The organism is Danxiaibacter flavus, assembly GCF_041060425.1.
Lineage (GTDB): Bacteria > Bacteroidota > Bacteroidia > Chitinophagales > Chitinophagaceae > Danxiaibacter > Danxiaibacter flavus.
The window spans coordinates 1075608-1097658 of the sequence record NZ_JAULBC010000001.1 but is presented as its reverse complement, the minus strand read 5'-3'; the positions used below and the strand labels follow the sequence as shown (position 1 = coordinate 1097658).

17 protein-coding genes are annotated in these 22051 nt (G+C 41.8%); 8 read left to right on the top strand and 9 right to left on the bottom strand.

The window, feature by feature from the left end:
• Nucleotides 1-161 precede the first annotated feature (161 nt).
• Nucleotides 162-1097, bottom strand: a complete 936-nt coding sequence (locus tag QTN47_RS04185; protein WP_369328067.1) for a hydrogen peroxide-inducible genes activator — start codon at nt 1095-1097, stop codon at nt 162-164.
• A gap of 204 nt (nt 1098-1301) precedes the next feature.
• On the opposite strand from QTN47_RS04185, the gene QTN47_RS04180 reads away from it, so the two are divergent.
• From QTN47_RS04180 to QTN47_RS04165, 4 genes are all read left to right on the top strand, one after another.
• Nucleotides 1302-2618, top strand: a complete 1317-nt coding sequence (locus tag QTN47_RS04180) for a gluconate:H+ symporter (protein ID WP_369328066.1) — start codon at nt 1302-1304, stop codon at nt 2616-2618.
• Between the two features lie 178 nt (nt 2619-2796).
• Entirely contained in the window at nt 2797-3258 is a 462-nt protein-coding gene (locus QTN47_RS04175; RefSeq protein WP_369328065.1) for a RidA family protein, read from the top strand.
• Between the two features lie 141 nt (nt 3259-3399).
• A complete protein-coding gene (locus QTN47_RS04170) occupies nt 3400-4500 on the top strand; it encodes a D-TA family PLP-dependent enzyme (protein ID WP_369328064.1) in 1101 nt (366 codons plus the stop codon).
• Nucleotides 4501-4607: 107 nt separating this feature from the next.
• A complete protein-coding gene (locus QTN47_RS04165; protein WP_369328063.1) occupies nt 4608-5678 on the top strand; it encodes a dipeptidase in 1071 nt (356 codons plus the stop codon).
• A 480-nt stretch (nt 5679-6158) separates the two neighbouring features.
• Here the strand turns inward: QTN47_RS04165 and QTN47_RS04160 are convergent, their stop codons facing one another.
• From QTN47_RS04160 to QTN47_RS04150, 3 genes are all read right to left on the bottom strand, one after another.
• Complete coding sequence (locus tag QTN47_RS04160) at nt 6159-6437, bottom strand: hypothetical protein (protein ID WP_369328062.1); 279 nt, start codon at nt 6435-6437, stop codon at nt 6159-6161.
• A 63-nt stretch (nt 6438-6500) separates the two neighbouring features.
• Nucleotides 6501-7409: a S66 peptidase family protein gene (locus QTN47_RS04155; RefSeq protein WP_369328061.1), complete on the bottom strand. Its 909-nt coding sequence runs from the start codon at nt 7407-7409 to the stop codon at nt 6501-6503.
• 232 nt (nt 7410-7641) lie between these two features.
• On the bottom strand, nt 7642-8667 hold the full coding sequence (locus QTN47_RS04150; RefSeq protein ID WP_369328060.1) for a S66 peptidase family protein: 1026 nt from the start codon (nt 8665-8667) through the stop codon (nt 7642-7644).
• 250 nt (nt 8668-8917) lie between these two features.
• On the opposite strand from QTN47_RS04150, the gene metG reads away from it, so the two are divergent.
• Entirely contained in the window at nt 8918-11080 is a 2163-nt protein-coding gene (metG, locus tag QTN47_RS04145) for a methionine--tRNA ligase (protein WP_369328059.1), read from the top strand.
• A 145-nt stretch (nt 11081-11225) separates the two neighbouring features.
• Here metG and QTN47_RS04140 read toward each other — a convergent pair whose 3' ends face one another.
• The gene (locus QTN47_RS04140) at nt 11226-13838 is read right to left on the bottom strand and encodes a DUF3857 domain-containing protein (protein WP_369328058.1); all 2613 of its coding nucleotides are present in this window, start codon (nt 13836-13838) and stop codon (nt 11226-11228) included.
• Nucleotides 13839-13970: 132 nt separating this feature from the next.
• Here QTN47_RS04140 and QTN47_RS04135 point away from each other — a divergent pair, with 132 nt between their 5' ends.
• Both QTN47_RS04135 and QTN47_RS04130 read left to right on the top strand, forming a co-directional pair.
• Entirely contained in the window at nt 13971-14915 is a 945-nt protein-coding gene (locus tag QTN47_RS04135; protein ID WP_369328057.1) for an NAD(P)-dependent oxidoreductase, read from the top strand.
• A 340-nt stretch (nt 14916-15255) separates the two neighbouring features.
• Nucleotides 15256-16575, top strand: a complete 1320-nt coding sequence (locus QTN47_RS04130; RefSeq protein WP_369328056.1) for a 4Fe-4S dicluster domain-containing protein — start codon at nt 15256-15258, stop codon at nt 16573-16575.
• Nucleotides 16576-16752: 177 nt separating this feature from the next.
• On the opposite strand, the gene QTN47_RS04125 is transcribed toward QTN47_RS04130, so the two are convergent.
• The 3 genes from QTN47_RS04125 to QTN47_RS04115 all read right to left on the bottom strand — a co-directional run bounded on the left by QTN47_RS04125 (nt 16753) and on the right by QTN47_RS04115 (nt 19707).
• The gene (locus QTN47_RS04125) at nt 16753-17526 is read right to left on the bottom strand and encodes an MBL fold metallo-hydrolase (protein ID WP_369328055.1); all 774 of its coding nucleotides are present in this window, start codon (nt 17524-17526) and stop codon (nt 16753-16755) included.
• Nucleotides 17527-17643: 117 nt separating this feature from the next.
• On the bottom strand, nt 17644-18489 hold the full coding sequence (locus QTN47_RS04120) for a helix-turn-helix domain-containing protein (protein WP_369328054.1): 846 nt from the start codon (nt 18487-18489) through the stop codon (nt 17644-17646).
• Nucleotides 18490-18984: 495 nt separating this feature from the next.
• Complete coding sequence (locus tag QTN47_RS04115) at nt 18985-19707, bottom strand: tRNA threonylcarbamoyladenosine dehydratase (protein ID WP_369328053.1); 723 nt, start codon at nt 19705-19707, stop codon at nt 18985-18987.
• 52 nt (nt 19708-19759) lie between these two features.
• Between QTN47_RS04115 and QTN47_RS04110 the strand changes: the two genes are divergently transcribed.
• A complete protein-coding gene (locus QTN47_RS04110) occupies nt 19760-20767 on the top strand; it encodes a WD40/YVTN/BNR-like repeat-containing protein (RefSeq protein ID WP_369328052.1) in 1008 nt (335 codons plus the stop codon).
• A 217-nt stretch (nt 20768-20984) separates the two neighbouring features.
• Here QTN47_RS04110 and bioB read toward each other — a convergent pair whose 3' ends face one another.
• Nucleotides 20985-21980, bottom strand: a complete 996-nt coding sequence (gene bioB, locus QTN47_RS04105; RefSeq protein WP_369328051.1) for a biotin synthase BioB — start codon at nt 21978-21980, stop codon at nt 20985-20987.
• Nucleotides 21981-22051: the final 71 nt, after the last annotated feature.

Here is a 22051-nt window from a genome sequence, read left to right as displayed (position 1 = left end):
CTGATCTTGGGATGTCTGATGTTGGATGCCCGGATATCTGAATTAAATATTGTGCTGTCGCCATTCACCAAACGATTCTAATCCTGACAATCCTTTCATCCCATAAATCCGGATCCAGACAACTCTAATCCCATTATCAATTTTCCCTTTTCAATTCTCCATTAAATAGGCACTACCGTCGTCTTTTTATTCTTCTTTATTTTATCCGGTATTGAAGCAAGGATCTCTTTTTTCAACAGCTCCACCAATTTCTTTTTTACAAAATCACGGTGTGTTACAATACTCACTTCCCTTACAGGAACGGGATTTTTGAAATAACGGAGGTTCTGTTGCTGTTTGGGAGAAATATCCATCGTTGCCAGTTCCGGAAGAATGGTTATGCCATCATTTAGATCCACCAACCGGCGCAATGTCTCCAGGCTTCCTGCTTCATATTCGAAGAGATTACCTTCCTTACTACTTTTCTTCAGCTCGCACAGGTTAATGATCTGGGAACGGAAACAATGGCCTTCCTCCAGCAACCACAATTTGCTGGGGTCAATATCTTTTGCAAGAACATAACTCTTTTTGTACGCATCGTTGTTTTTAGAAACATACACCAGCAGCTCTTCATAGAAGAGAATATGTTCTTTAATACCATGCTCATTCAACGGAGTAACCAGTACGCCCACATCTATTTTCCCTTCACGCAACCGAGCCAGTATCAGATCTGTAGTTAATTCGTGCACAATAACTTTCACTTTGGGATATTTCTTCGCAAATCCGGGTATAAACAAGGGCAGTAAATAGGGCGCCAACGTTGGAATAATGCCAATTTTCAGTTCGCCATTTACAATACCTTTTTTAGCTTCTATCATTTCGGTAAGTGCATCGCGTTCAGCAAGAACTTTTCTTGCCTGTTCAATAATTTCAATGCCAGGTTCGGTTGGCAATACCGGCTGTTTACTCCTGTCAAAAATCTTAACGCCCAGTTCTTCTTCCAGCTTCTGAATCTGCATGCTCAGGGTTGGCTGGGTTACATAGCATTGTGAAGCCGCTTCTGCAAAATGTCTGTATGTATCTACCGCAACTATATATTCTAACTGTGTAAAGGTCATCTCTACTGATAATTTTTATCTATTAAAACGCAAAGTTAATTGATTCCGATAATGAATCGTGCCGGGAAGTTCGATAAACAATTCATGCCAACTAATCAACAGCCATATCCTTAAAAATTCCAATCTCACCGAAATGATGGAATATTAATAGGCAAATATTGGCTATCTTCCTTTTCTATTACTTAAAACAACCAACTAGCTTGCATGTCATATATCATACTTATTGCCGGAATTATTTTGTTGATCGTTTTAATAACGGGTGTTAAGCTAAATGCATTTCTTTCGTTTCTTGTCGTTTCTATTCTCATTGGTCTTGCGCATGGACAGGATATTATTTCAATAAGCACTTCGGTTCAAAAAGGGATCGGCGATATATTGGGGTCGCTTGTTGCTATCATCGGCCTTGGTGCCATGCTGGGTAAGCTGGTTGCTGATAGCGGGGCAGCCGAAAGAATTGCCAATGGATTGGTGAAGGGGTTCGGAAGAAAAAACCTGGTTTGGGCACTGGTAGTTACAGCTTTTGTAATTGGCATTCCGCTATTTTACAATGTCGGATTTGTTCTGCTTGTTCCTTTGATTATCAGCATTGCATCACGATACAAGTTACCGGCTGTTTATATTGGATTGCCGGCTCTGTCCGCATTATCTGTTACACATGGATATCTGCCACCACACCCATCTCCGACAGCTTTGGTGCAACAGTTTCATGCAGACCTGGGACAAACATTGCTGTTAGGATTGATTGTAGCTGTACCGGCTATTATACTTGCAGGTCCTGTATTTGCTATGACATTGCGAAATTTCAACGCCAAACCAATAGATACTTTTGCTGTTAAACACAAACAGGAAAATGAACTACCGGGCATGTTCAATAGTATTATAACAGCTTTTCTTCCCGTTATTTTAATAACAACCGCAGCCATAACCAAATCGGTTCTTCACGAAGAATCCATGTTAAAAACAATTATCATATCCCTCGGCGAACCGGTTACCGCAATGCTGCTTACCGTTATCACCGGTATTTATACACTGGGTGTTCGTCAAGGGAGGACCGTTAACGATGTAAGCAATTCACTAGGTGATGCGGTTAAGGACATCTCAATGATCATTTTTGTAATAGGCGGCGCAGGTGCTTTAAAACAAGTGCTTACAGATACAGGCATTAGCAACCAGATTGCAAGCTCTCTGCAAACCATGAACGTTCATCCGCTGTTTGTTGCGTGGAGCATTAGCGCCATAATAAGAGTAAGCGTAGGTTCTGCAACTGTTGCAGGCCTCACAACGGCAGGTATTGTAGCACCACTTATTGCAAGCAGTGGTGTAAACCCCAGTTTGATGGTATTGGCCACCGGCGCCGGCAGCCTGATGTTTTCTCATGTAAATGACCCCGGCTTCTGGCTGTTCAAAGAATATTTCAACCTGTCTTTCAAGCAAACAATAAGAACCTGGAGCTTTATGGAAACCATCGTTTCCGTTGTCGGGTTAATTGGTGTATTTATGTTGAACTATTTTGTAAAATAAATGTGCTGAACGCTTCTGCATCCTCGCACGTTCATTAGCGTGAATGCATTAAAAACCTTTGCGGCGCTATCACAGAAAAAATATAGTATTTTAGGTAGTTGAACTGTGACTCCCGGCTGTGATGTTTTTTTAGTTCTGACTTTTTACTTTTGACCTATTTCTTATAAAAATCAACACAATGACCGCAGACGAAAGATTCGAACAACTTGGATTGACACTTCCTCCAGCTCCGGCACCCAAGGGTGTTTATAAGCCTTTAGTTATAGATGGCAAGCATTGTTATGTATCGGGACACGGTCCTGTTCAGACTGACGGCACTTTAATTTTTGGCCGCGTTGGCCAGGGATTAAATGAAGACGAAGGAAAACTGGCTGCTCAACAGGTTGGCCTGACCATCTTATCTACCATAAAAACCAATCTTGGTTCGCTGGATAAAATAAAAAGAGTGATTAAAGTGCTGGGTATGGTGAACTGCACGCCTGATTTTGGAAAACATCCTTATATCATCAACGGATGCAGCGAATTATTTACAAAGATCTGGGGCGAGGACAATGGCATCGGCGTAAGAAGCGCCGTGGGCATGGGCTCACTGCCAGAAAACATTCCTGTTGAAATAGAAGCTTTATTTGAACTAGAGTAATAAATTCAAAGGTTAAAAGTCAAAATTCAAAATAGTATCCCGCAGGCAAACAACTAAGCCAGTTACAAACATTCATCGTTTTGAATTTTGATTTTTGAATTTTGACTTCAATTTTATTTTTTCTCAAAACACGTAAGTTCTATGGATTGGTTTGAGATAGAAAATATTTCCACGATAGACTCTCCTGCATTGGTTGTTTATAGGGATCGCGTAAGACAAAATATTGCGCGTGCCGTTAGAATGATTGGCGATCCAAATAAGTTGCGGCCACATGTTAAAACAAACAAGATTGCGGAAGTTTGCTCCCTGATGATGGATGCAGGCATCAGCAAGTTTAAATGCGCAACCATTGCTGAAGCCGAGATGCTTGCACAGATAAACGCAAAAGATGTATTGCTGGCTTATCAACCTGTTGGTCCAAAAGCCGAAAGGTTTATTGAGCTCATCAAGCAGTATCCGGCTACTTATTTTTCCTGTCTTGTTGATCACATCGTCCCTGCGCAGCATTTGTCAGAGCTGGGTCAAAAATATGAGCAGACAATACATGTGTACATCGACTTAAACACCGGCATGAACAGAACCGGTATACAACCAGCACACGCTTTGTATTTGTTCGAAGCGATTCAATTGTTGCCATTCATAAGGGTAATTGGATTGCATGCATATGATGGCAACATTCGCGATACTGATTTGACCGTTCGCCAACATAAAAGTGACGAGGCTTTTCAAAAAGTGCTTATACTTTCAGAAGCCCTTGAGTCTGTAACGAACCACCCTTTGACCGTGGTAGTGGGTGGCACGCCAACATTCCCCACGCATATACATCGCGAAAATGTCGAATGTAGTCCCGGGACATTTGTTTTCTGGGATTGGGGTTACAAACAGATCGCACCGGATGAACCTTTTGAATACGCGGCACTTGTTATTACGCGTGTAATCTCATTGATTGATCATCAGACTGTCTGTCTTGATCTGGGGCACAAATCTGTTGCTGCTGAAAATCCCCTGCCAAGGGTAGCTTTTCTCAATGCACCTGAAGCATTACCCGTTTCACAAAGTGAGGAGCATATGGTGATTAAAGTGCCGGACGCTTCCATATATACCATCGGGGATGTTTTGTATGCCGTACCGGTACATATATGCCCCACCGTTGCCTTATATGATACTGCTGTTGTGATAGAAAACAACAATGCAGTTGGCTTTTGGGATGTTGTTGCGAGAAAAAGAAAAATAAACATTTAATTGAAAGTTGACAATTGAAAATTGAAAATGAAGGTTACTGCCGGTTTTCTATCATTTTCAATTGTCAACTTTCAATTTTCAATTACACAATCTTTTGAACTTTGAATATGTTTACAATAGACGCTCATTTAGATTTAAGCATGAATGCAATGGAGTGGAACAGGGATCTGCGCGAGAGCATTGCAAACATCAGGGAAAGAGAAAAAGGCCTTACTGATAAACCGGACAGAGCCAAAGGAACGGTGTCGCTGCCCGCGTTGAGACAGGGAAATATTGGTCTTGTGGTGGCTACACAGATCGCGAGATATGTTGCACCGGACAATCCTTTACCGGGGTGGCATTCACCTGAACAGGCCTGGGCGCAAACTCAGGCACAATTATCATGGTATAAGTCAATGGAAGCAGCCGGCGAAATGGTAATGATAAAAAATGTTGCTGGCCTTGAGCAGCATATTACTTTATGGACAAACGAGGACATTGAGAACACAGCCAAACCCATTGGTTTTATTCTTAGTCTGGAAGGCGCCGACTCCCTCGTTACAATACAACATCTTGAACGGGCTTATGCAAATGGTTTGCGCGCCGTAGGACCAGCTCATTACGGACCCGGCCGCTATGCAAATGGAACTGATGCAACTGGTCACCTGAACGAGCAAGGCAAGCAACTTTTAAAAGAGATGGACCGGCTGGATATGATCCTGGATGCAACACATTTGTGTGATGATGCCTTTTGGGATGCCATGGAAATTTTCAAAGGAAATGTCTGGGCCAGCCATAATAACTGTAGAGCACTGGTGAATCACAATCGCCAGTTCAGCGATGAACAAATCAAAGTACTGATTGAAAGAGGCGCTGTAATCGGCGGTGCGCTTGATGCATGGATGATGGTTCCCGGCTGGATACGCCACCAGTCTACACCGGAGCAGATGAATTGTAACCTGGAAAAGATGGTGGATCACATGGATCATATTTGCCAGCTTGCAGGCAACGCACTTCACATTGGAATTGGCAGTGATCTTGACGGCGCTTTTGGAAAAGAGCAATGCCCTTATGATCTTGAAACGATAGCAGATTTACAGAAAGTTCCTGTGTTGTTAAGCAAACGGGGATATTCACAGGAAGATATTAAAAACGTGATGCACGGCAACTGGCTGCGCTTCATGCGCAAAGCTTTGTAACCACGGAGACAGGGCGACACGGAGGAACACTTAGTTAATTGAAAATTGAAAATGGAGAATTGACAATGATCGGAGCGGAAAATCTCTTGACGCTTTTGCCCTTTGTGTCCTTCGTGCCCGCCCGTGCCGGATCGGACGGGTTTCAAAAACCTTTGTGTTTCTTTCGTGTCGCGTGCCTTTCTGGTTCAATTATATAGATTAATAGCGTTCAAGCATAATATGGAACACTTACTTTGTGCACCTTTGTGTCCTTCGTGCCCGCCCGTGCCGGATCGGACGGGTTTCAAAAACCTTTATGTTTCTTTAGGTAGTGCGCCTTCCTGGTTCAATTGTATATATTAGTGGCGTTCAAGCATAATATGCAATACTTACTTTGTGCACCTTTGTGTCCTTCGTGCTTTCGTGCCCGCCCGTGCCGGATCGGACGGGTTTCAAAAACCTTTGTGTTTCTTTCGTGTCGTCGTGTCTCCGTGGTTCACCCTAATCTTCGTCTTCGCTCACATCTTCCGTTGCGTCAAATGCGCCGCCGGAGCCAACGGAATATATCTCGTCATCATCCTTCTTTTCCATCTTTTTGATATCCTCTTTCTTTAAGCCTGCCGTTTTTGCATCTTCTTTTGTCTTTGGATTGATGATATCTTCTTTCGCGGGATTATGAGGAAAACCTTCAAAATCCTGGTCTATATGTTCGTCATTGCTTTTTTGGACATCCTCTTTCTTTGTGATGGGATGGGTATCTTTTGCAGCTTCCTTTTTCATAACTAACGTTTAGAATTGTAATGAAAATTCTGTGCCAGCATAGCCACAATTAACGGTACAGCATTAATGTAATTCTTTCAGCAATACCTTGGTTTTATTTATCGTAAGTTCATGATTTACACCAACTTTTAAGGCATAATTGCGATCTGTGTGGCTCACCGGAAAGTCAAAACAGACAGGGTAACTATATTCTTTAACCTTATCGTAAATGGCGTCGTATACGTTTTGACCAAAAGGAATCGTGGTGTCTTTCATATCGGTAAATCCACCGACTACAAGACCGGAAAGATTATCTAATTTACCGGCGCGCTTTAATTGCATCATCATTCTGTCAACGCTGTAGATGTATTCACCCACATCTTCCAAAAACAATATTGTACTTTTTGTTTTGAAGTCTGAAACTGATCCAATGATATTGATCACTAAGGAAAGATTTCCCCCAATAAGTTCTCCCTGTGCAACACCCTTTCTGTTTAATGCATGTGGCAGTGTGTTGTATTGGGAGTGTTTCCCTTCTAACGCTTTTTTCAAAGACAGCACAAATTCATTTTTAGCACCGCCATCATTAAACGCTGCAGCCATCGGAGAATGCAGGGACGCCGTTTTCAATTTTGTATATAAATGCGCATGTAGCAGTGTAATATCACTGTAACCAATGATCCACTTCGGATGTTTTTTAAAATGACGGAAATCTATATCATCAACAATCCTGCTTAAACCATATCCTCCTCTTCCACACAATATAGCATGCACACTTTTATCATCCAGCATAGCCTGCAGGTCAGCAAGCCGCTCTTCGTCAGTTCCTGAAAAATAATTGGACTGATTGCCCAATGTTTTACCCACTTTTACTTTGTAGCCCCATTGTTGCAGCGTATCAATACAGGTCTGCGCTTTTTCAAATGGCATATATCCTGAAGGACAAACAATGCCAATAGTATCACCTTTTTTAAGATAAGGAGGAATAATCATAGTAGAGCTTTGAGCTTTCAGCTATCAGCTGTCAGCTTTATCGACACAATTGAAAATAGCTTTGAGCTATCAGCTATCAGCTATCAGCTCTACTAACTCAATTGAATGTTGTAATTATTATGAATATTGTTTTCTAATAAATCGTTTTAAGTACGAATACGAAGTACACGGATTCGCACATTTACAAATTCGCACATTCGCACATTTAGCCATCATTTTCAATTGTCCATTTTCAATTTTCAATTAAAGAACTTCCCTCGCTCGCCACAGTCAACCTGTGTCTCACACCACATTTCAGCGCAAAATTATTCTTCTGATGTCCCACAGGAAAATCAAAACAAACGGGATAGTTATAAGGCTTTACTTTTTCCATCACTATTTCAAACAGGCTTTTTGTAAACTCATCGTCAGGATTAGTTTCTGCTTTGGTATTAAAGCCGCCAACAATTAACCCTCCAAGATGCTTTAATTTGCCTGTGCGTTTAAAACTCCAGAACATCCGGTCTATATTGTAAAGATATTCCCCGGTATCTTCCACAAATAATATTTTGCCGTGCGTATCAATATCAGAATCTGTAGCAGCAAGGTTTTCCATTGTTCTAAGATTGCCCCCAACCAAAATACCCGAAGCTTTTCCAGTTCTGTTGAAAGCATTATAAGGCGCATTATAGCTCATTTTTGTGCCGGTAAGAACCTTTTGTATGGATTCAATTGTTTGCACCTGAACGGGATCTGCTTTTGCCCAGTCATCCGGGAAACTATTACACATTTTCGAATGAATAGTTGCAATCCGATGATTGTTATTGATGTGGCAATGCAGCACCGTTATGTCGCTAAATCCAATGATCCATTTTGGATGAGCACGCAGCTTGCTAAAATCCATCTGATCGATGATCCGCACCAGGCCATAGCCACCACGCGCACATAAAATTGCTTTAATATGCCGGCTGTTAAGCATGTTTTGAAAATCGGTCAGTCGCGCGGCATCTGTACCACCAAGACTTCCGTCGCGTGTACCAATCGTCTTTCCTATTTCAACCTTAAAGCCCCAGGATTGGATCTTCTGAACGGCGGACTGAATATCTTTTTCAAGAATATACCCTGCAGGAGATGTTATCCCGATCGTATCACCTTTTTGCAAATATGGTGGAATGATCCAGGAATGTGCTGAAGAGTTTGTTGCAGCCATCACACTGTTGGATACACCCGCCCCAGCTATTAGTAGGCCTGTATGTTGAAGGAAGTTTTTTCTATTCACCTGACAATAAATTATGTATAAGGGTTGTAAGCCGACTAAACACCGCTTGAGCAAACGTACAACGTATAACTTACAACGTAAAACTTCTAAGAACGGTAAATTAAATATTTTTCTGCTATGAGTTTGAAGGATTTAGCCCCAAACTCACCCTTCCACGAACCTTTGCCCTTAATTGTTTATTTTTGCAGCCGTTTGTTCGTTTTGGGGCGGACGAACCACATTCGAGCAAATACAAAAATTATTACGACTAATGAGTACAGAAACAGGCAAGATTGATACAGTGGCAAATACAGAAAAGACGAATACTCCCACCAGATATTTAATTACGGCGGCGCTTCCTTATGCCAATGGTTTAAAGCACATAGGGCACCTTGCGGGTGCATATCTTCCGGCGGACATTTATGTAAGATATTTGCGCGCGCAAAAAAGAGATGTTGTTTTTGTTTGCGGAAGTGATGAGCATGGCACTGCTATCCCCATTCAGGCCATGAAAGAAGGAACAACTGCCAGGGCTATTATTGACAAATACCATCCCATCATTAAACAGAATTTTGATGACCTGGGAATTTCATTTGATATCTACCACAGAACAAGCGAACCCATTCACCATGAAACAACTCAGGAGTTTTTCACTTACCTGAATGATCGCAATGAACTGGAAGTAATAGACAGCGAGCAATATTATGATGAGGAGACAAAAACCTTCCTCGCTGACCGTTTTATAAAAGGTACTTGTCCTAACTGCGGATTTGAAAATGCATTTGGCGACCAGTGTGAAAAATGCGGAACATCGCTAAGTCCAGACATGCTGATCAACCCGGTTAGTACACTCAGCGGAAAAGCACCAATAAAAAAGCCTACCAAACACTGGTATCTCCCTTTGAACAAACATGAAGAATGGCTTCGCGAGTGGATCCTGGAACAACATAAAAGCGACTGGCGCCCAACCGTAGTTGGTCAGTGTAAAAGCTGGATAGATGGTGGACTACAACCACGTGCTGTCACTCGTGATCTTGACTGGGGTATTAAAGTTCCTTTGCCCGATGCAGAAGGCAAAGTGTTGTACGTTTGGTTTGATGCTCCTATTGGCTACATCAGTGCCACAAAACAATGGGCAATTGACAATAATAAAGACTGGAAACCCTATTGGTATAACGAAGACACTAAACTTGTCCATTTTATCGGCAAGGATAATATAGTCTTCCACTGCATCATTTTCCCCGTAATGCTTAAGCTGCACGGAAATATTGTTCCGGCAAATGTGCCTGCCAATGAATTCATGAATCTTGAAGGAGATAAAATGAGCACCAGCAGAAACTGGAAGCTGGATATGCAGGATTACATTGATGATTTTATCAAAAAAGAAAATGGGGGAAGCCAGATGGCGGACGTTTTACGCTATTATCTGAATACTATCTCTCCTGAAACAAAGGACAGTGAGTTTACCTGGAAAGGCTTCCAGGATGCCAACAACAGTGAACTTGTGAGCATATTCGGCAACTTTGTAAACCGCACGTTTGTACTGATGCACAAATTGTGTGGCGGCAAAGTGCCAGTACTGCATACTGATATTGTTGACGATGCTGACAAAAAAATAGTAGAGGATATTCAGCAGACCAAAGCAAAAGTTGAGGGACTGTTAGAACAGTATAAGTTCCGCGAGGCATTGTTTGAAGTAATTGATCTTGCGCGCAAGGGTAACAAATACATGCAGGATAAAGAACCGTGGATCGTAGCAAAGAAACTTGCAGAAAATCCTGATGCGCAAAAATCAATTGACAATACACTGCATATTTGCCTGCAACTGTGTGGTAACCTGGGAATATTTATCAATCCTTTCCTTCCATTCACAGCCAAGAAAATGCTGCACATGATGAAGCTGGTTGATAAAGTATTGGAATGGAGCAATGCAGGAAGCATGAAATTGTTGAGTGTAGGATACACACTCCGCGCTCCTGAATTGCTGTTCAGAAAAATTGAAGATGATGAAGTAAAAGCCCAGATCACAAAATTGCAGGAAGCATCCAAACAGAAAGCTACTGCCGCACCTGCTACTGAACCGGTAAAAGAAACGGCTCCGGTGAAATCAGAAATCGTATATGATGATTTTGCCAAACTGGATCTTCGCGTGGGAAAAATCGTTACCGCAGAAAAAGTTGAGAAAGCAGACAAATTATTGAAGCTTTCCGTCGATCTAGGCTTCGAAACAAGAACAATTGTATCAGGTATTGCAATGCATTTCAAACCTGAAGATATCGTCGGCAAACAGGTTGTTGTTGTTATAAATCTTGCACCACGTAAAATGCGCGGCATAGAAAGCAACGGCATGATATTGATGGCTGAAGATGCAAGTGGCAAACTTCATTTTGTAAATCCTGAAGAGCAGATCAACGCTGGCGCAGGAGTCAGTTAAAGTACGAAGTACGATGTTTGAAGTACGAGGTGCTCAATTTTGAACAGGTCACTTTACTTTAAAACTGTTGAACTTTTAACTATATAAAAAAACCGCAGATGATGTACTTTGTCTGCGGTTTTTCTTTTATGAAGAACAAGCTACGCTATTCATTTTTAAACTCTTCTTCGAGTGCTTCGGCTACTCTATTGCCATTACCTTGATTCGCTTTTCCTTTTTTGCTGAATGGGTAGATAAACGTTCTTTTCACCTGTTCCGATCTAAGTACATAAGTAATCCAGATTGCTGCATAAAAAAAGGCTCGGGCAGTCGAGGTCACGCCGTTTTTGGTAAGATCGCCGAACGTTGGATTTGACTTTACAGTACTATAGGTTGTTGTCAGTAAAAAGCTGAGCATAATTACATTTACATTGAAGCCTATAAACATACGCGGAAATATATCCCGCTTTTGAAAGTACCAATAGAGCAATGCGATTAATCCGCAAATCCGGAAAAGAAAACAGACAAGCTCAAACACATAAATAAACTGCATGGTTTTGCCCCCTGAAGCAGTAATTGCCTCCCATGATCCATTGCTAAAGTAGTTGATCTTTACAAAACTTACCACGTTCAATAGCAACGAAAGACCCAGCGTTATACCCAGTACTATAACCCATCCTGTCAAACGAGGTTCCTCATGCCAATGTTGAAAAGCTTCTGTATGAACAGACTGTTTGTTTAAATAGATGAACAGCAGGAAAAAAAGCGCAAGCGCTACTGCGGCATATAACGCGGACCAAGTATTAAACGCATCACCGCTAACACCATGCGTCTGTTTTTTGGACGGCACATTTCCATTCGAAGTAAACTTAAACTCTAACAGATCAACCATCTTTTTATAATCTTCTTTATATGCTGCAAGATCTTTTACCGGTACATGATCTTTAAGTGTTTTAAGGCTATAAACAAGTTCTATTTTATTACCAACCACCGATGGCAAAAAAACAAACTCATAGGAATCAGTGGAGATTCTTACCGGATCATAGTCGAATGACCACTCCGAAGGCATGTTGAGGCTCAACGTATGCTGTATATTTAACGGAAATTCCAAAACCTGTGGAACATCAGTTGTTAAGGTAGTTGGATTGGGCAGGCTGTTGTAGATCGGGAAGCTGGTAACGTTAAATTTGTCCACACCATTTTCGGTCGTCCACATCTGGGGTATTGTATAATACTTGTTGATGGTGAGTTTGTTGGCAAGACTATCGTCCACTATCTTAAATTCATTCGTCTGCTTAATGCCTTCATAGCTTTTTGCATAATATTTCACATAGCTGTCTTCAAGATCCCGGAAACTGTTTTCTGAGAAAGTGCTTCGCATATCATCAGCGGCGCCACCTTTATACTCAGATTGAACTTCCATCCTGCTTTCACCCTTGCCTTTTGCTGTGATATAGAATGTTTCTTTAACAGCAGTTGATGTGATGCCTCCCTGAACTACCCGGCTCAGATCATTGGTTCCCTTCCGCAACATCAATCCCCATTCAAATGCCGGCACATAGATGTTTGCGATGCTTCCCATCTGATGCGTAAAAGTGGGATCGACATAAATGTATAAATCATCACTTCTTTCAATGGCAACAATAGCGTGGTTGAATTGCGTTGCGCCCGGCGCTGATTCTGTCAATTTGCTACGCATATTGGTATTCACCAGCACAACATAGGCGGAGATATTTTGCTGCTTAAGAATTGCAGTTAGCAACAGGGATTTGTCTTTACAATCTCCGAACCTGTTCTTGAAAACTTCGTCCGGCGAATGTGGTTTGTGTGTATTCTCCCCCATCTCCAACCCAAGATAACGGACCTGGTTTTGCACAAACTGCAAAGCTTTCTCAATAAATGCATCCTGATCGCCTGCAGTCTCCTTATTCCATTGTGCAATTTTCTCCTTTAAAGCACCAGAAATATTATAGTCATAGTTTTTAAATGTTTGTAATCCCCAGTCAGCTACATCCTTCCAATTGCTGTATTCAGTCATCGATGCATAGGGATAACCATAGTACCATCCTGGCGTGTTATTTTCGCTCTCATACAGTTTTAATTCTGGATTATCCCACTGATAAATATGATCGTTTCCCTGATCACTTTCTACAGGGGCGGGTGCATGATCAAAATATTTGAAATAGAATGTTCTTCCTTTCGGTGCAATTACAGTCCTGAAATAATTGCAGATCTCCGTGGTCTTAACAAAATAAAATTCACTTTCATACTTGCCACTAAATACGGGATTAAACCCCTTGACGGAATAAGCCACTTCTATGCGGTCATCTTTTCTCACATCTTTCAGCAGAACATACGTCCGCTTTGTTCCATTATATTGATAAGAAGATGCGTCGGATTCTTCCTCGGCAATCTTTATCTGCTCTTTTGAAAGTGTACTTACTACTTTTCCTTCACGCCAGATCGTAATCTCATGGAAAGAAACATTTTCATAGGCGGGCGCAAAAGTCACCGAGACCTCCGAACCATTTTGAACGCCGGATTCATTAACAATGTGCCGGATAAAATGGAAGTAAGATGTTTGCTGAGAAATATTTACCTGGTTGTCACTCAACTCCATATAATATCCATCACTTATATTTCGCTGATTTGGTTTGCGATTCAAATCCACATGCATCTTCAGCAGCCATGAAGGCGCTGGTTTGATGGATACTTTTTCCGAGGCATAGAGTACATTACACAGGATACAGAGTAAAAAGGGTACTAATCTTGCAGACATTGTTAAGGTATAAATTAGTTGCCAAACATACAGTAAAATGAAATTCGCAAATCGTTCCGCCGATTAAAATATTTGCCTCAAACACATATTACTTTATAATAATTTTTAAACAAGTTAAGTCCAAACCGGTACTTGTATGACCCTAGTTTTTTATATTTGAAAAAGGTCCGTGTAAGAAAAAACGTCATTCCTCACCACAAAAATCAATGTATGAAAATCGGCTTTATTGGTTTAGGAAACCTGGGTACGCCTATTGCAGAAAATTTACTGGAGAAAAGGAAAGAACTATATGTCTACAACAGAACTGCGGCAAAAGCACAGCATTTGATCGCCAAAGGAGCAACGCTTTGCCAGTCAGTAAAGGAACTGGCGTCCTTGTGCGATATTGTTATCAGTATTGTATCTGACGATGCTGCCATTAATAATATTACGCAGGGCGAAAACGGAATTGCAGCCAATTTAAAAGCCGAAGGCATCCATATTTCCATGAGCACCATATTGCCTGCCACTTCAATTGCACTTGCGCAACTGCATCAGCAACATAACAACAATTATATAACAGCTCCAATACTTGGCAGACCCGAAGCAGCAAAAGCAAGGAAGCTTAATTTTCTCGTATCAGGCAACGAAGAATTACAGGATGTAATTGAACCTATTCTGCATGATGCTGGTGCTGTTAATATATGGACCTATGGAGAAGATGCAGGCGCAGCCAATACAGCCAAACTCTGCAGCAACTATTTGATTGTATCTGCCATACAGGCAATGTCTGAAGGCATTAGCCTTGCCAGGCACAGCGGCATTGATGCAGAACAATGGATGAACATGCTTACACAGACCATTTTTGCAGCACCGGCATACATCAACTATGGCAACCTTTTGTTGAAAGAAGCCTATCAGCCTGCGGCATTCAGTTTAAAGCTTGCACTAAAAGATGTAAACCTGGTAGCAGAACAGGCCTCAGAAACGCAAGCCAACATGCCGTTGGGAAAGTTGCTGCAGCAGCAGATGAATAAATGTATAGAGAAAGGCATGGGAGATTATGATGTTACGGCGCTCGCGTTGGCGCTTTCTTAGCTGTCAGCTTTCAGCTATCAGCAATCAGCCATCAGCTATCAGCTATCAGCTATCAGCAATTTCTCGTTTCCCCTGGAGATTGTTCTTCTAAGCGGCTTCTAAATTATTCTTTTAATTGGATGCTATTCATCAATTGCGAAAGCACAAAGTTCATAGCTGAAAGCTGACAGCTATCGGCTTTCAGCTATTTCTCGTTTACCATGGAGATTGATCTTCTAAGCGGTTTCTAAATTATTCTTGTAATTGGATGCTGTTCATCAATTGCGAAAGCACAAAGCTCATAGCTGAAAGCTGACAGCTGATAGCTTAAAAGCATTATCTTAGCACACAACTTGGCCGTATGCATTTGATTCAGGAAACATTATTTATACTGCTTGCAGGATTTGCTATCTGGCTCTTCTCAAAAAAGATATCTGCAATAAGAAGAAACATTTTGCTGGGCAGAGATGAACAGATCAATGATCGTCCGTCTGAGCGCATGAAGAATGTATTGTTGCTTGCATTTGGCCAGAAAAAGATGTTTAAAAAACCGCTGGTTGCGGTAATGCACTTTATTGTTTATGCGGGATTCATAATTATTAATCTCGAAGTTGCAGAAATTTTCCTGGATGGCATTTTAGGGAAGCACCGGCTTTTTGCAGAACCAATGGGCGAAGTATATACCTGGCTGATCAATGCTTTTGAATTCCTGGCAGTTGGTGTTATTATCGTTTGTGCGGCTTTTTTGATCAGAAGAAATATCATCAAACTGCGTCGTTTCATCAGTAAAGATCTGGATGGCTGGCCAAGAAGCGATGCCAACTATATTCTGATCACTGAGATCTTGTTAATGATCCTTTTCCTGAAAATGAATGCATGCGACACTTATCTCCAGCAACAGAATTATGGCGATTACGGCGAACATCTTACAGGCAATTTTTTCTTTTCACAAATGCTGCATCCGTTATTAAGCGGTTTCAGCAATTCGACGATTGTAGTTTTTGAACGGATCTGCTGGTGGTTACATATTACAGGCATTTTTGCATTCCTCAATTACCTGCCTTATTCTAAACATTTGCATATCATTTTTGCATTTCCAAATGCGTACTACGGACGCCTGGAACCGAAAGGCAAGATGACCAATATGCCTGAGATCCAGAACGAAGTATTGTATGCCATGCAGCCGGAACTGGCACCTGCCGGAGACGCTGCACAATCCGATCATAAAAAATTCGGTGCTAAAGACGTAGCCGATCTGAGCTGGAAAAATCTGCTGGACGCTTATAGCTGCACAGAATGCGGCCGTTGCTCCGATGCCTGCCCGGCAAACATTACAGGAAAATTATTGAGTCCGCGTACAATTATGATGAAGACCCGTGACCGGTCCGAAGAAATCGGACGAAACATTGACAAGAACAAAACCTTTGTTGACGATAACAAAACATTGTTGCGGGACTACATTTCCGAAGAAGAATTAAGAGCATGCACCACTTGTAATGCCTGCGTGGAGCAATGCCCTGTTAGCATTAATCCGCTTGATATTATTTTACAATTACGCCGCTACCTTGTTATGGAAGAAAGCAATGCACCCCAGGAGTGGAACGCCATGTTCAGCAATACCGAAAACAATTTCGCCCCCTGGAAATTCTCCCCAGATGAGCGCGATGCGTGGGCGGAGTAGCAGTGAGGTATCAGGTGTCAGGTTTCAGGTTTGAGGCATAAGGCGTAAGGCATAAGCCAAGGATCAGACATTTATTATCTTATTAATCTTGCACTTCTATCTCCTTCTTACTATCTTACGGTCTTACATGTCTTACATGTCTTACATGTCTTACACGTCTTACACGTCTTACACGTCTTACCGTCTTACCACCTCTCCATCTTCCGGAATACTCACTTTCTCCAAATAACCACATTCGGTCAATTGTTCCCTGAGTTGTTTTCTGCTGACTTTAGCATGACTGATAGTGTCCATGTGTACAGCAATAATATCTGTTGAAGGCAATTCTTTATAGACTTTTACGATATCTGCTGAAGTCATGGTGATCGGATCTCCGGTGGTATATTGAGGCGCACCTGCATTTACAACAGTAACATCGGGATGATACATTTGTAAAGCGTCTTTTACTTCCCCGCACCAGATTGTGTCGCCAGCAACGTACACAGAGGCAGCTCCGTTATTCAACACAAAACCAGAAACGACACCCATTTTTTTACCGATCTCGCCGGTGCCATGCTGACCACCAGTTCTGTTTATTTTTATCGATTTGAAAGATAGTTCATCTGCAACGGCCTTCAGGTTTGTAAAACCCTGTGATTGAATTTTCTCCAAATCTGCAGGCTGACAAAATAAAGGTTTTTCCTTATCAATCATTTGTTGCGCCAGATCATCCCAGTGGTCACGATGTGTATGTGTCACAAGCACTGCATCAACATCTTTAATTAAGGCTGTTAGTTCGTCCTGCCCGATGGGCAATTCGATCCTCGGATAGCGGATCTGCGTACCGGAATTTGCAACCGGATCATAAGTATCTTTTGCAGCCAGAAGCGGATCCACTAAAAATTTTACATCACCGATCTCTATAACAATTGTTGCGTGTCTTATCAATCGTACGTTTATATCTTTTTTCATAACCTGACTTTTCATCTTTGATTTGAATAATTATTTGCAATTCAAAATTGCAGAACATCCCTTCTCTCCTGTTTGCTGAAAAGTTTTTATTGTGTGCTGAAAAGTCAGTAGAAAAAATTATTGTAGTTGGGCGCGTGAGGAAGTTGGCGCCACCCCGTATTTGGTGCGGTATGCTTTTGAAAAATGGGAATTATTCTCAAACCCACAGTCATAGGCTATTTGGGTTACAGGCTGATTGGTTTCTTTTAATAAATAGTGCGCATGCTGCAGACGGCGGTTAATCAGCCATTTTTGCGGCGTATCGTTATACAATTCAGAAAATTCTTTTTTGAAAGTGCTCAGGCTGCGTCCGGTAAGTTTCGCCATTTCCTCGAGACTCATGTTTTGGGAAAAATTCGTCTCCATAAAGTAGGATAAATCAATCTTCCGTTCACTCACGAGAAATCGCAGGTAAGTTGCAAAAGTCCGGGATGGCTCGTTAGAGAAAATATGAAACATTGCCTGCAATGCAGTTAGCTTTACTATGCATGGTGTAAACACTTCCTGGCGCTTTATTTTACCGATTGATTCCTCTATCGAGTGATTGATGAATGCAGAACTTTTGAAAACAAACGGCGGCAATTCCGCAGTAAAAGTTTCTTTTGAAAAGATGTCAATCTCCTTGATGAAGTCACGTATAAATTCGTCATCCATAAAAAACAATATCGCAGAATAATCTATGGATGGATGTATAATATAATTGCCGCGTTTACGGAATTGGATATCATCTTTTTCAATCTTTATCAATTCGTCATTGTACCGGACATGCAGGTTTCCCGATATTACTAATTCAAGGCAGTGCATTGTCTGCAACACATCACCACCTTTAAATGAATTGTCAGCAGGAATAACCACCGCTTTCATTTCTGCCCGCCTAACGCCTGTGTTGCAATAACGCGCAATAATATCTTTTGGAAACTGCATGGTTAAAGTTAAGAAGGAAAGGGGAAAGGCAAAGCTTAAAGCTTAGAGCCTAAAGCCCAAAGCTCAGGAACTGATTGTAACGATCCGGGAATACGTGTGCAGTCGGAACGCTGTTGATTAATACTATTGTTGTGATAAAATTGACGCTTGCGCCCCTTCAGGGCTTGATTGTATTTTGCTTAAAATACACAGGGCGTTGCCCTGCGCTGGTGCTTACGCCCTTTCAGGGCTGCCTTCCACGCATGAACCTGTTTTGGGCATTGTGGTTACTTCAATCACACAGGCATGTTGTGTAATTGACTCCGCTAAATAAAAAGTTGAATCGTAACGTTAATGATCGCGTTTTTTCAACACGAAACTATTTGGACATAATCTGATTATCAACTATTCTCTGGGCTCTAATCAAACAAGCACACCTATCAGCAAGTTTCACCTTTCACTATTCACTATTGACCATTCACCTTTCACCATTGACTATTCACTATTCACATCATCCTATTCCCCCATCATGCCCCTTATCACCACACTTGCCACCATACATCCAAAAATCGCTGGCATGTAACTGATGGTGCCGATCAATGTTTTTTTGGGATGCGCTTTTTCTGTAACGATTACGCGGGTCTCGTCGATTTCTTCCGGACTAAACACTACTTTAAAACCGGTCCGAATTCCTACTTCGTGCAGTCTCTTACGAACATATTTTGCCAGTGTGCAATTATAACTACGACTAATATCTTCTATTTTTATTTGTAACGGATCTACCTTGCCGCCCGCACCCATCGAGCTTACAATGGGGATATTTCTTTCCATGCAGGATTTTATAAAAAAAACTTTTGAACCCAGCGTATCAATACAGTCAACAGCATAATCTAACGGATGTGCATCCAGAATTCCGGCTGTTGTTTCTACATTCAGGAAAGTCGTAACAACAGTAATTTGCAAATCCGGGTTTATTGCCTGCAACCTTGAAGCCATCTCTTCAGCTTTCAGGTTACCCGCATTGCTTTGCAGCGCCACTACCTGCCTGTTGCAGTTACTAAGATCAACTACATCTGCATCAACAATAGTTATTTTACCCACACCGCTACGCACGATCATTTCTGCACAAATACCACCAACACCGCCCAAGCCGGCCACCAGCACATGCTTGTTCATCAGGTTTTCAACTTTTTCATCTCCAAGCAGCAATTGCGTTCTGCTCATCCAGTAAGGAATCATATTCTTGTTAGATTATGTATTAAATTGAGGCTGCAAAATTGGACAGAGTTATATGAAATTGCCAAAAATCTTGTTGATTGTTTTTATTTTCCTTGGTTTCACTGCTGTTGCCCAGCATGTAGAAGTGCTCTCTACAGGCTCAAGAGCTTCATTAAGAGGCGTTTCTCCCATTGATGACAACGTAGTGTGGGCAAGTGGTTCCAACGGCAATGTTGGCCGCTCTACAGATGGCGGCAGAACATGGGAATGGAAAACAGTGAAAGGTTTTGAAACACGTGATTTCAGGGACATTGAGGCTTTCGACGCCAATACGGCCATCATTATAGCTATTGCAGAGCCAGCAGCCATATTGAAAACAACCGATGCCGGCAAAACATGGAAAACTGTATTTCTCGACAGTACAAAAGGTATGTTTCTCGATGCAATGGACTTTTACGACAATAACACAGGTGTGGTTGTAGGCGACCCAATCGACGGTAAATTGTTTATTGCATTTACAGACAACAATGGCGATACATGGCAGGCAGCCTCCATGGAAAAACGCCCGAAAGTTGATGAAGGCGAAGCTTGCTTTGCTTCCAGTGGCGGCAATATAAAACTGATGCGCGGGAAGAATTTCCTGGCGGTGACAGGCGGAAAAAATTCAAGGCTCTTTTATAATACCACGCCATACAATCTTCCTCTCATGAAAGGAAAAGAATCAACCGGCGCCAATGCACTGGCCGTATTCAACAACAGTATTTCAATTGTCGGGGGAGATTTCAACCAGCGCGACAGACATGACAGTTGCTATGTTTTCTTTGATGAATTCAGAAAGGCGGGAAGTCTTCGCTTTGCAACTTTTCCTAAAACACCTTTTAATTACCATTCCGGCGTAACCTTTATTTCTTCTGCCCAGATCATTGCCTGCGGTTTGAACGGTGTTGATATCAGCGGCGATAATGGTATTACGTGGAAGAACATTTCAACTGAAAGCTTTCACGCAGTACGTAAAGCAAAGAACAGCGATGCCGTATTTTTTGTCGGGGGCAATACAAAGATTGGGAGAATGGTGAAGTAGCTATTAGCTGTCAGCTATCAGCTTTTAGCTATTCGTCGCACTCCTTGTTTCTTCTGCATATAAGGATTGACTGGCAAGATCTAAAAACTTATAATACAAAAGCGCCAGTAAAGAGAACTCCACTGGCGCTTTCTTGTATAGATGACTTGAACTTGTCAGACCTGAAGGCTAATAGCTGATAGCTAATAGCTAATGGCTTATAGCTGACAGCTCACAGCTACTCAAACATTTCCGCTAACTTCTGTTTTTCAGCTTTGAATGATTCTCTTGGTTTCAATCCAAGCAAATCGAACATCCGGTTATCTTCATCAAATGAAGGATTTGGCGTAGTAAGCAGTTTATCGCCCGCGAAAATTGAATTCGCGCCAGCCATAAAGCAAAGCGCTTGTTCTGCCACATTCATCTCTGTTCTTCCGGCGCTTAATCTCACCATAGTTTTTGGCATCAGAATGCGTGCAGTGGCAATCATTCTTACCATATCCCAAATATCTGTCTTTTGATTATTTTCCAACGGTGTTCCGGCAACACGAACCAACGCGTTGATGGGAACGCTTTCAGGATGTTGAGGCATTGTGGCCAGTGTGTGCAACATGCCAATTCTATCTTCATGCGTCTCACCTAAACCAATGATACCACCACAGCAAACGGAAACACCGGCCTTGCGAACATTATCCAACGTATTCAAACGCTCTTCATATGTACGGGTAGTAATGATTGATTCATAGTATTCGCTGGATGTGTCCAGGTTGTGGTTATAAGCATATAAACCCGCGTCAGCCAGTTTCTTGGCCTGGTCTTCAGTCAGCATACCGAGCGTACAGCAAACTTCCATTCCCATCTCATTAACTCCTTTCACCATTTCCAACACACGGTCAAAATCCCTGTTATCCCTCACTTCGCGCCAGGCAGCTCCCATACAAAAACGTGTACTTCCTGCATCTTTTGCTTTTTGAGCGTAAGCAAGCACTTCCTCTTTCTTCATCAATGCCTGTACGTTAACACCTGTGTTATAGCGCGCAGCCTGCGGGCAATAAGCGCAATCCTCGGTGCAACCACCCGTCTTGATGCTTAATAGTGTACAAACCTGCACTTCGGCAGTATCATTATATTCACGGTGAACGTTAGCAGCTTTAAAAACCAACTCCAGCAACGGTGTATTGTAAATTTCATGAATCTCTTCAAGGGTCCAGTCGTTTCTTATTGCTATACTCATAACATCAATTTGAAGGCAAATATAAAGGTGTAAAATTAAATGAGAAATTCACAGAGGGTAGTAGCATCTTT

Excerpts from the sequence above, each read along its gene's own strand:
- QTN47_RS04185 (WP_369328067.1), bottom strand. The coding sequence starts at position 1,097 with ATGACCTTTACACAGTTAGAATATATAGTTGCGGTAGATACATACAGA.
- QTN47_RS04180 (WP_369328066.1), top strand. The coding sequence starts at position 1,302 with ATGTCATATATCATACTTATTGCCGGAATTATTTTGTTGATCGTTTTA.
- QTN47_RS04175 (WP_369328065.1), top strand. The coding sequence starts at position 2,797 with ATGACCGCAGACGAAAGATTCGAACAACTTGGATTGACACTTCCTCCA.
- QTN47_RS04170 (WP_369328064.1), top strand. The coding sequence starts at position 3,400 with ATGGATTGGTTTGAGATAGAAAATATTTCCACGATAGACTCTCCTGCA.
- QTN47_RS04165 (WP_369328063.1), top strand. The coding sequence starts at position 4,608 with ATGTTTACAATAGACGCTCATTTAGATTTAAGCATGAATGCAATGGAG.
- QTN47_RS04160 (WP_369328062.1), bottom strand. The coding sequence starts at position 6,437 with ATGAAAAAGGAAGCTGCAAAAGATACCCATCCCATCACAAAGAAAGAG.
- QTN47_RS04155 (WP_369328061.1), bottom strand. The coding sequence starts at position 7,409 with ATGATTATTCCTCCTTATCTTAAAAAAGGTGATACTATTGGCATTGTT.
- metG (WP_369328059.1), top strand. The coding sequence starts at position 8,918 with ATGAGTACAGAAACAGGCAAGATTGATACAGTGGCAAATACAGAAAAG.
- QTN47_RS04140 (WP_369328058.1), bottom strand. The coding sequence starts at position 13,838 with ATGTCTGCAAGATTAGTACCCTTTTTACTCTGTATCCTGTGTAATGTA.
- QTN47_RS04130 (WP_369328056.1), top strand. The coding sequence starts at position 15,256 with ATGCATTTGATTCAGGAAACATTATTTATACTGCTTGCAGGATTTGCT.
- QTN47_RS04125 (WP_369328055.1), bottom strand. The coding sequence starts at position 17,526 with ATGAAAAAAGATATAAACGTACGATTGATAAGACACGCAACAATTGTT.
- QTN47_RS04120 (WP_369328054.1), bottom strand. The coding sequence starts at position 18,489 with ATGCAGTTTCCAAAAGATATTATTGCGCGTTATTGCAACACAGGCGTT.
- QTN47_RS04115 (WP_369328053.1), bottom strand. The coding sequence starts at position 19,707 with ATGATTCCTTACTGGATGAGCAGAACGCAATTGCTGCTTGGAGATGAA.
- QTN47_RS04110 (WP_369328052.1), top strand. The coding sequence starts at position 19,760 with ATGAAATTGCCAAAAATCTTGTTGATTGTTTTTATTTTCCTTGGTTTC.
- bioB (WP_369328051.1), bottom strand. The coding sequence starts at position 21,980 with ATGAGTATAGCAATAAGAAACGACTGGACCCTTGAAGAGATTCATGAA.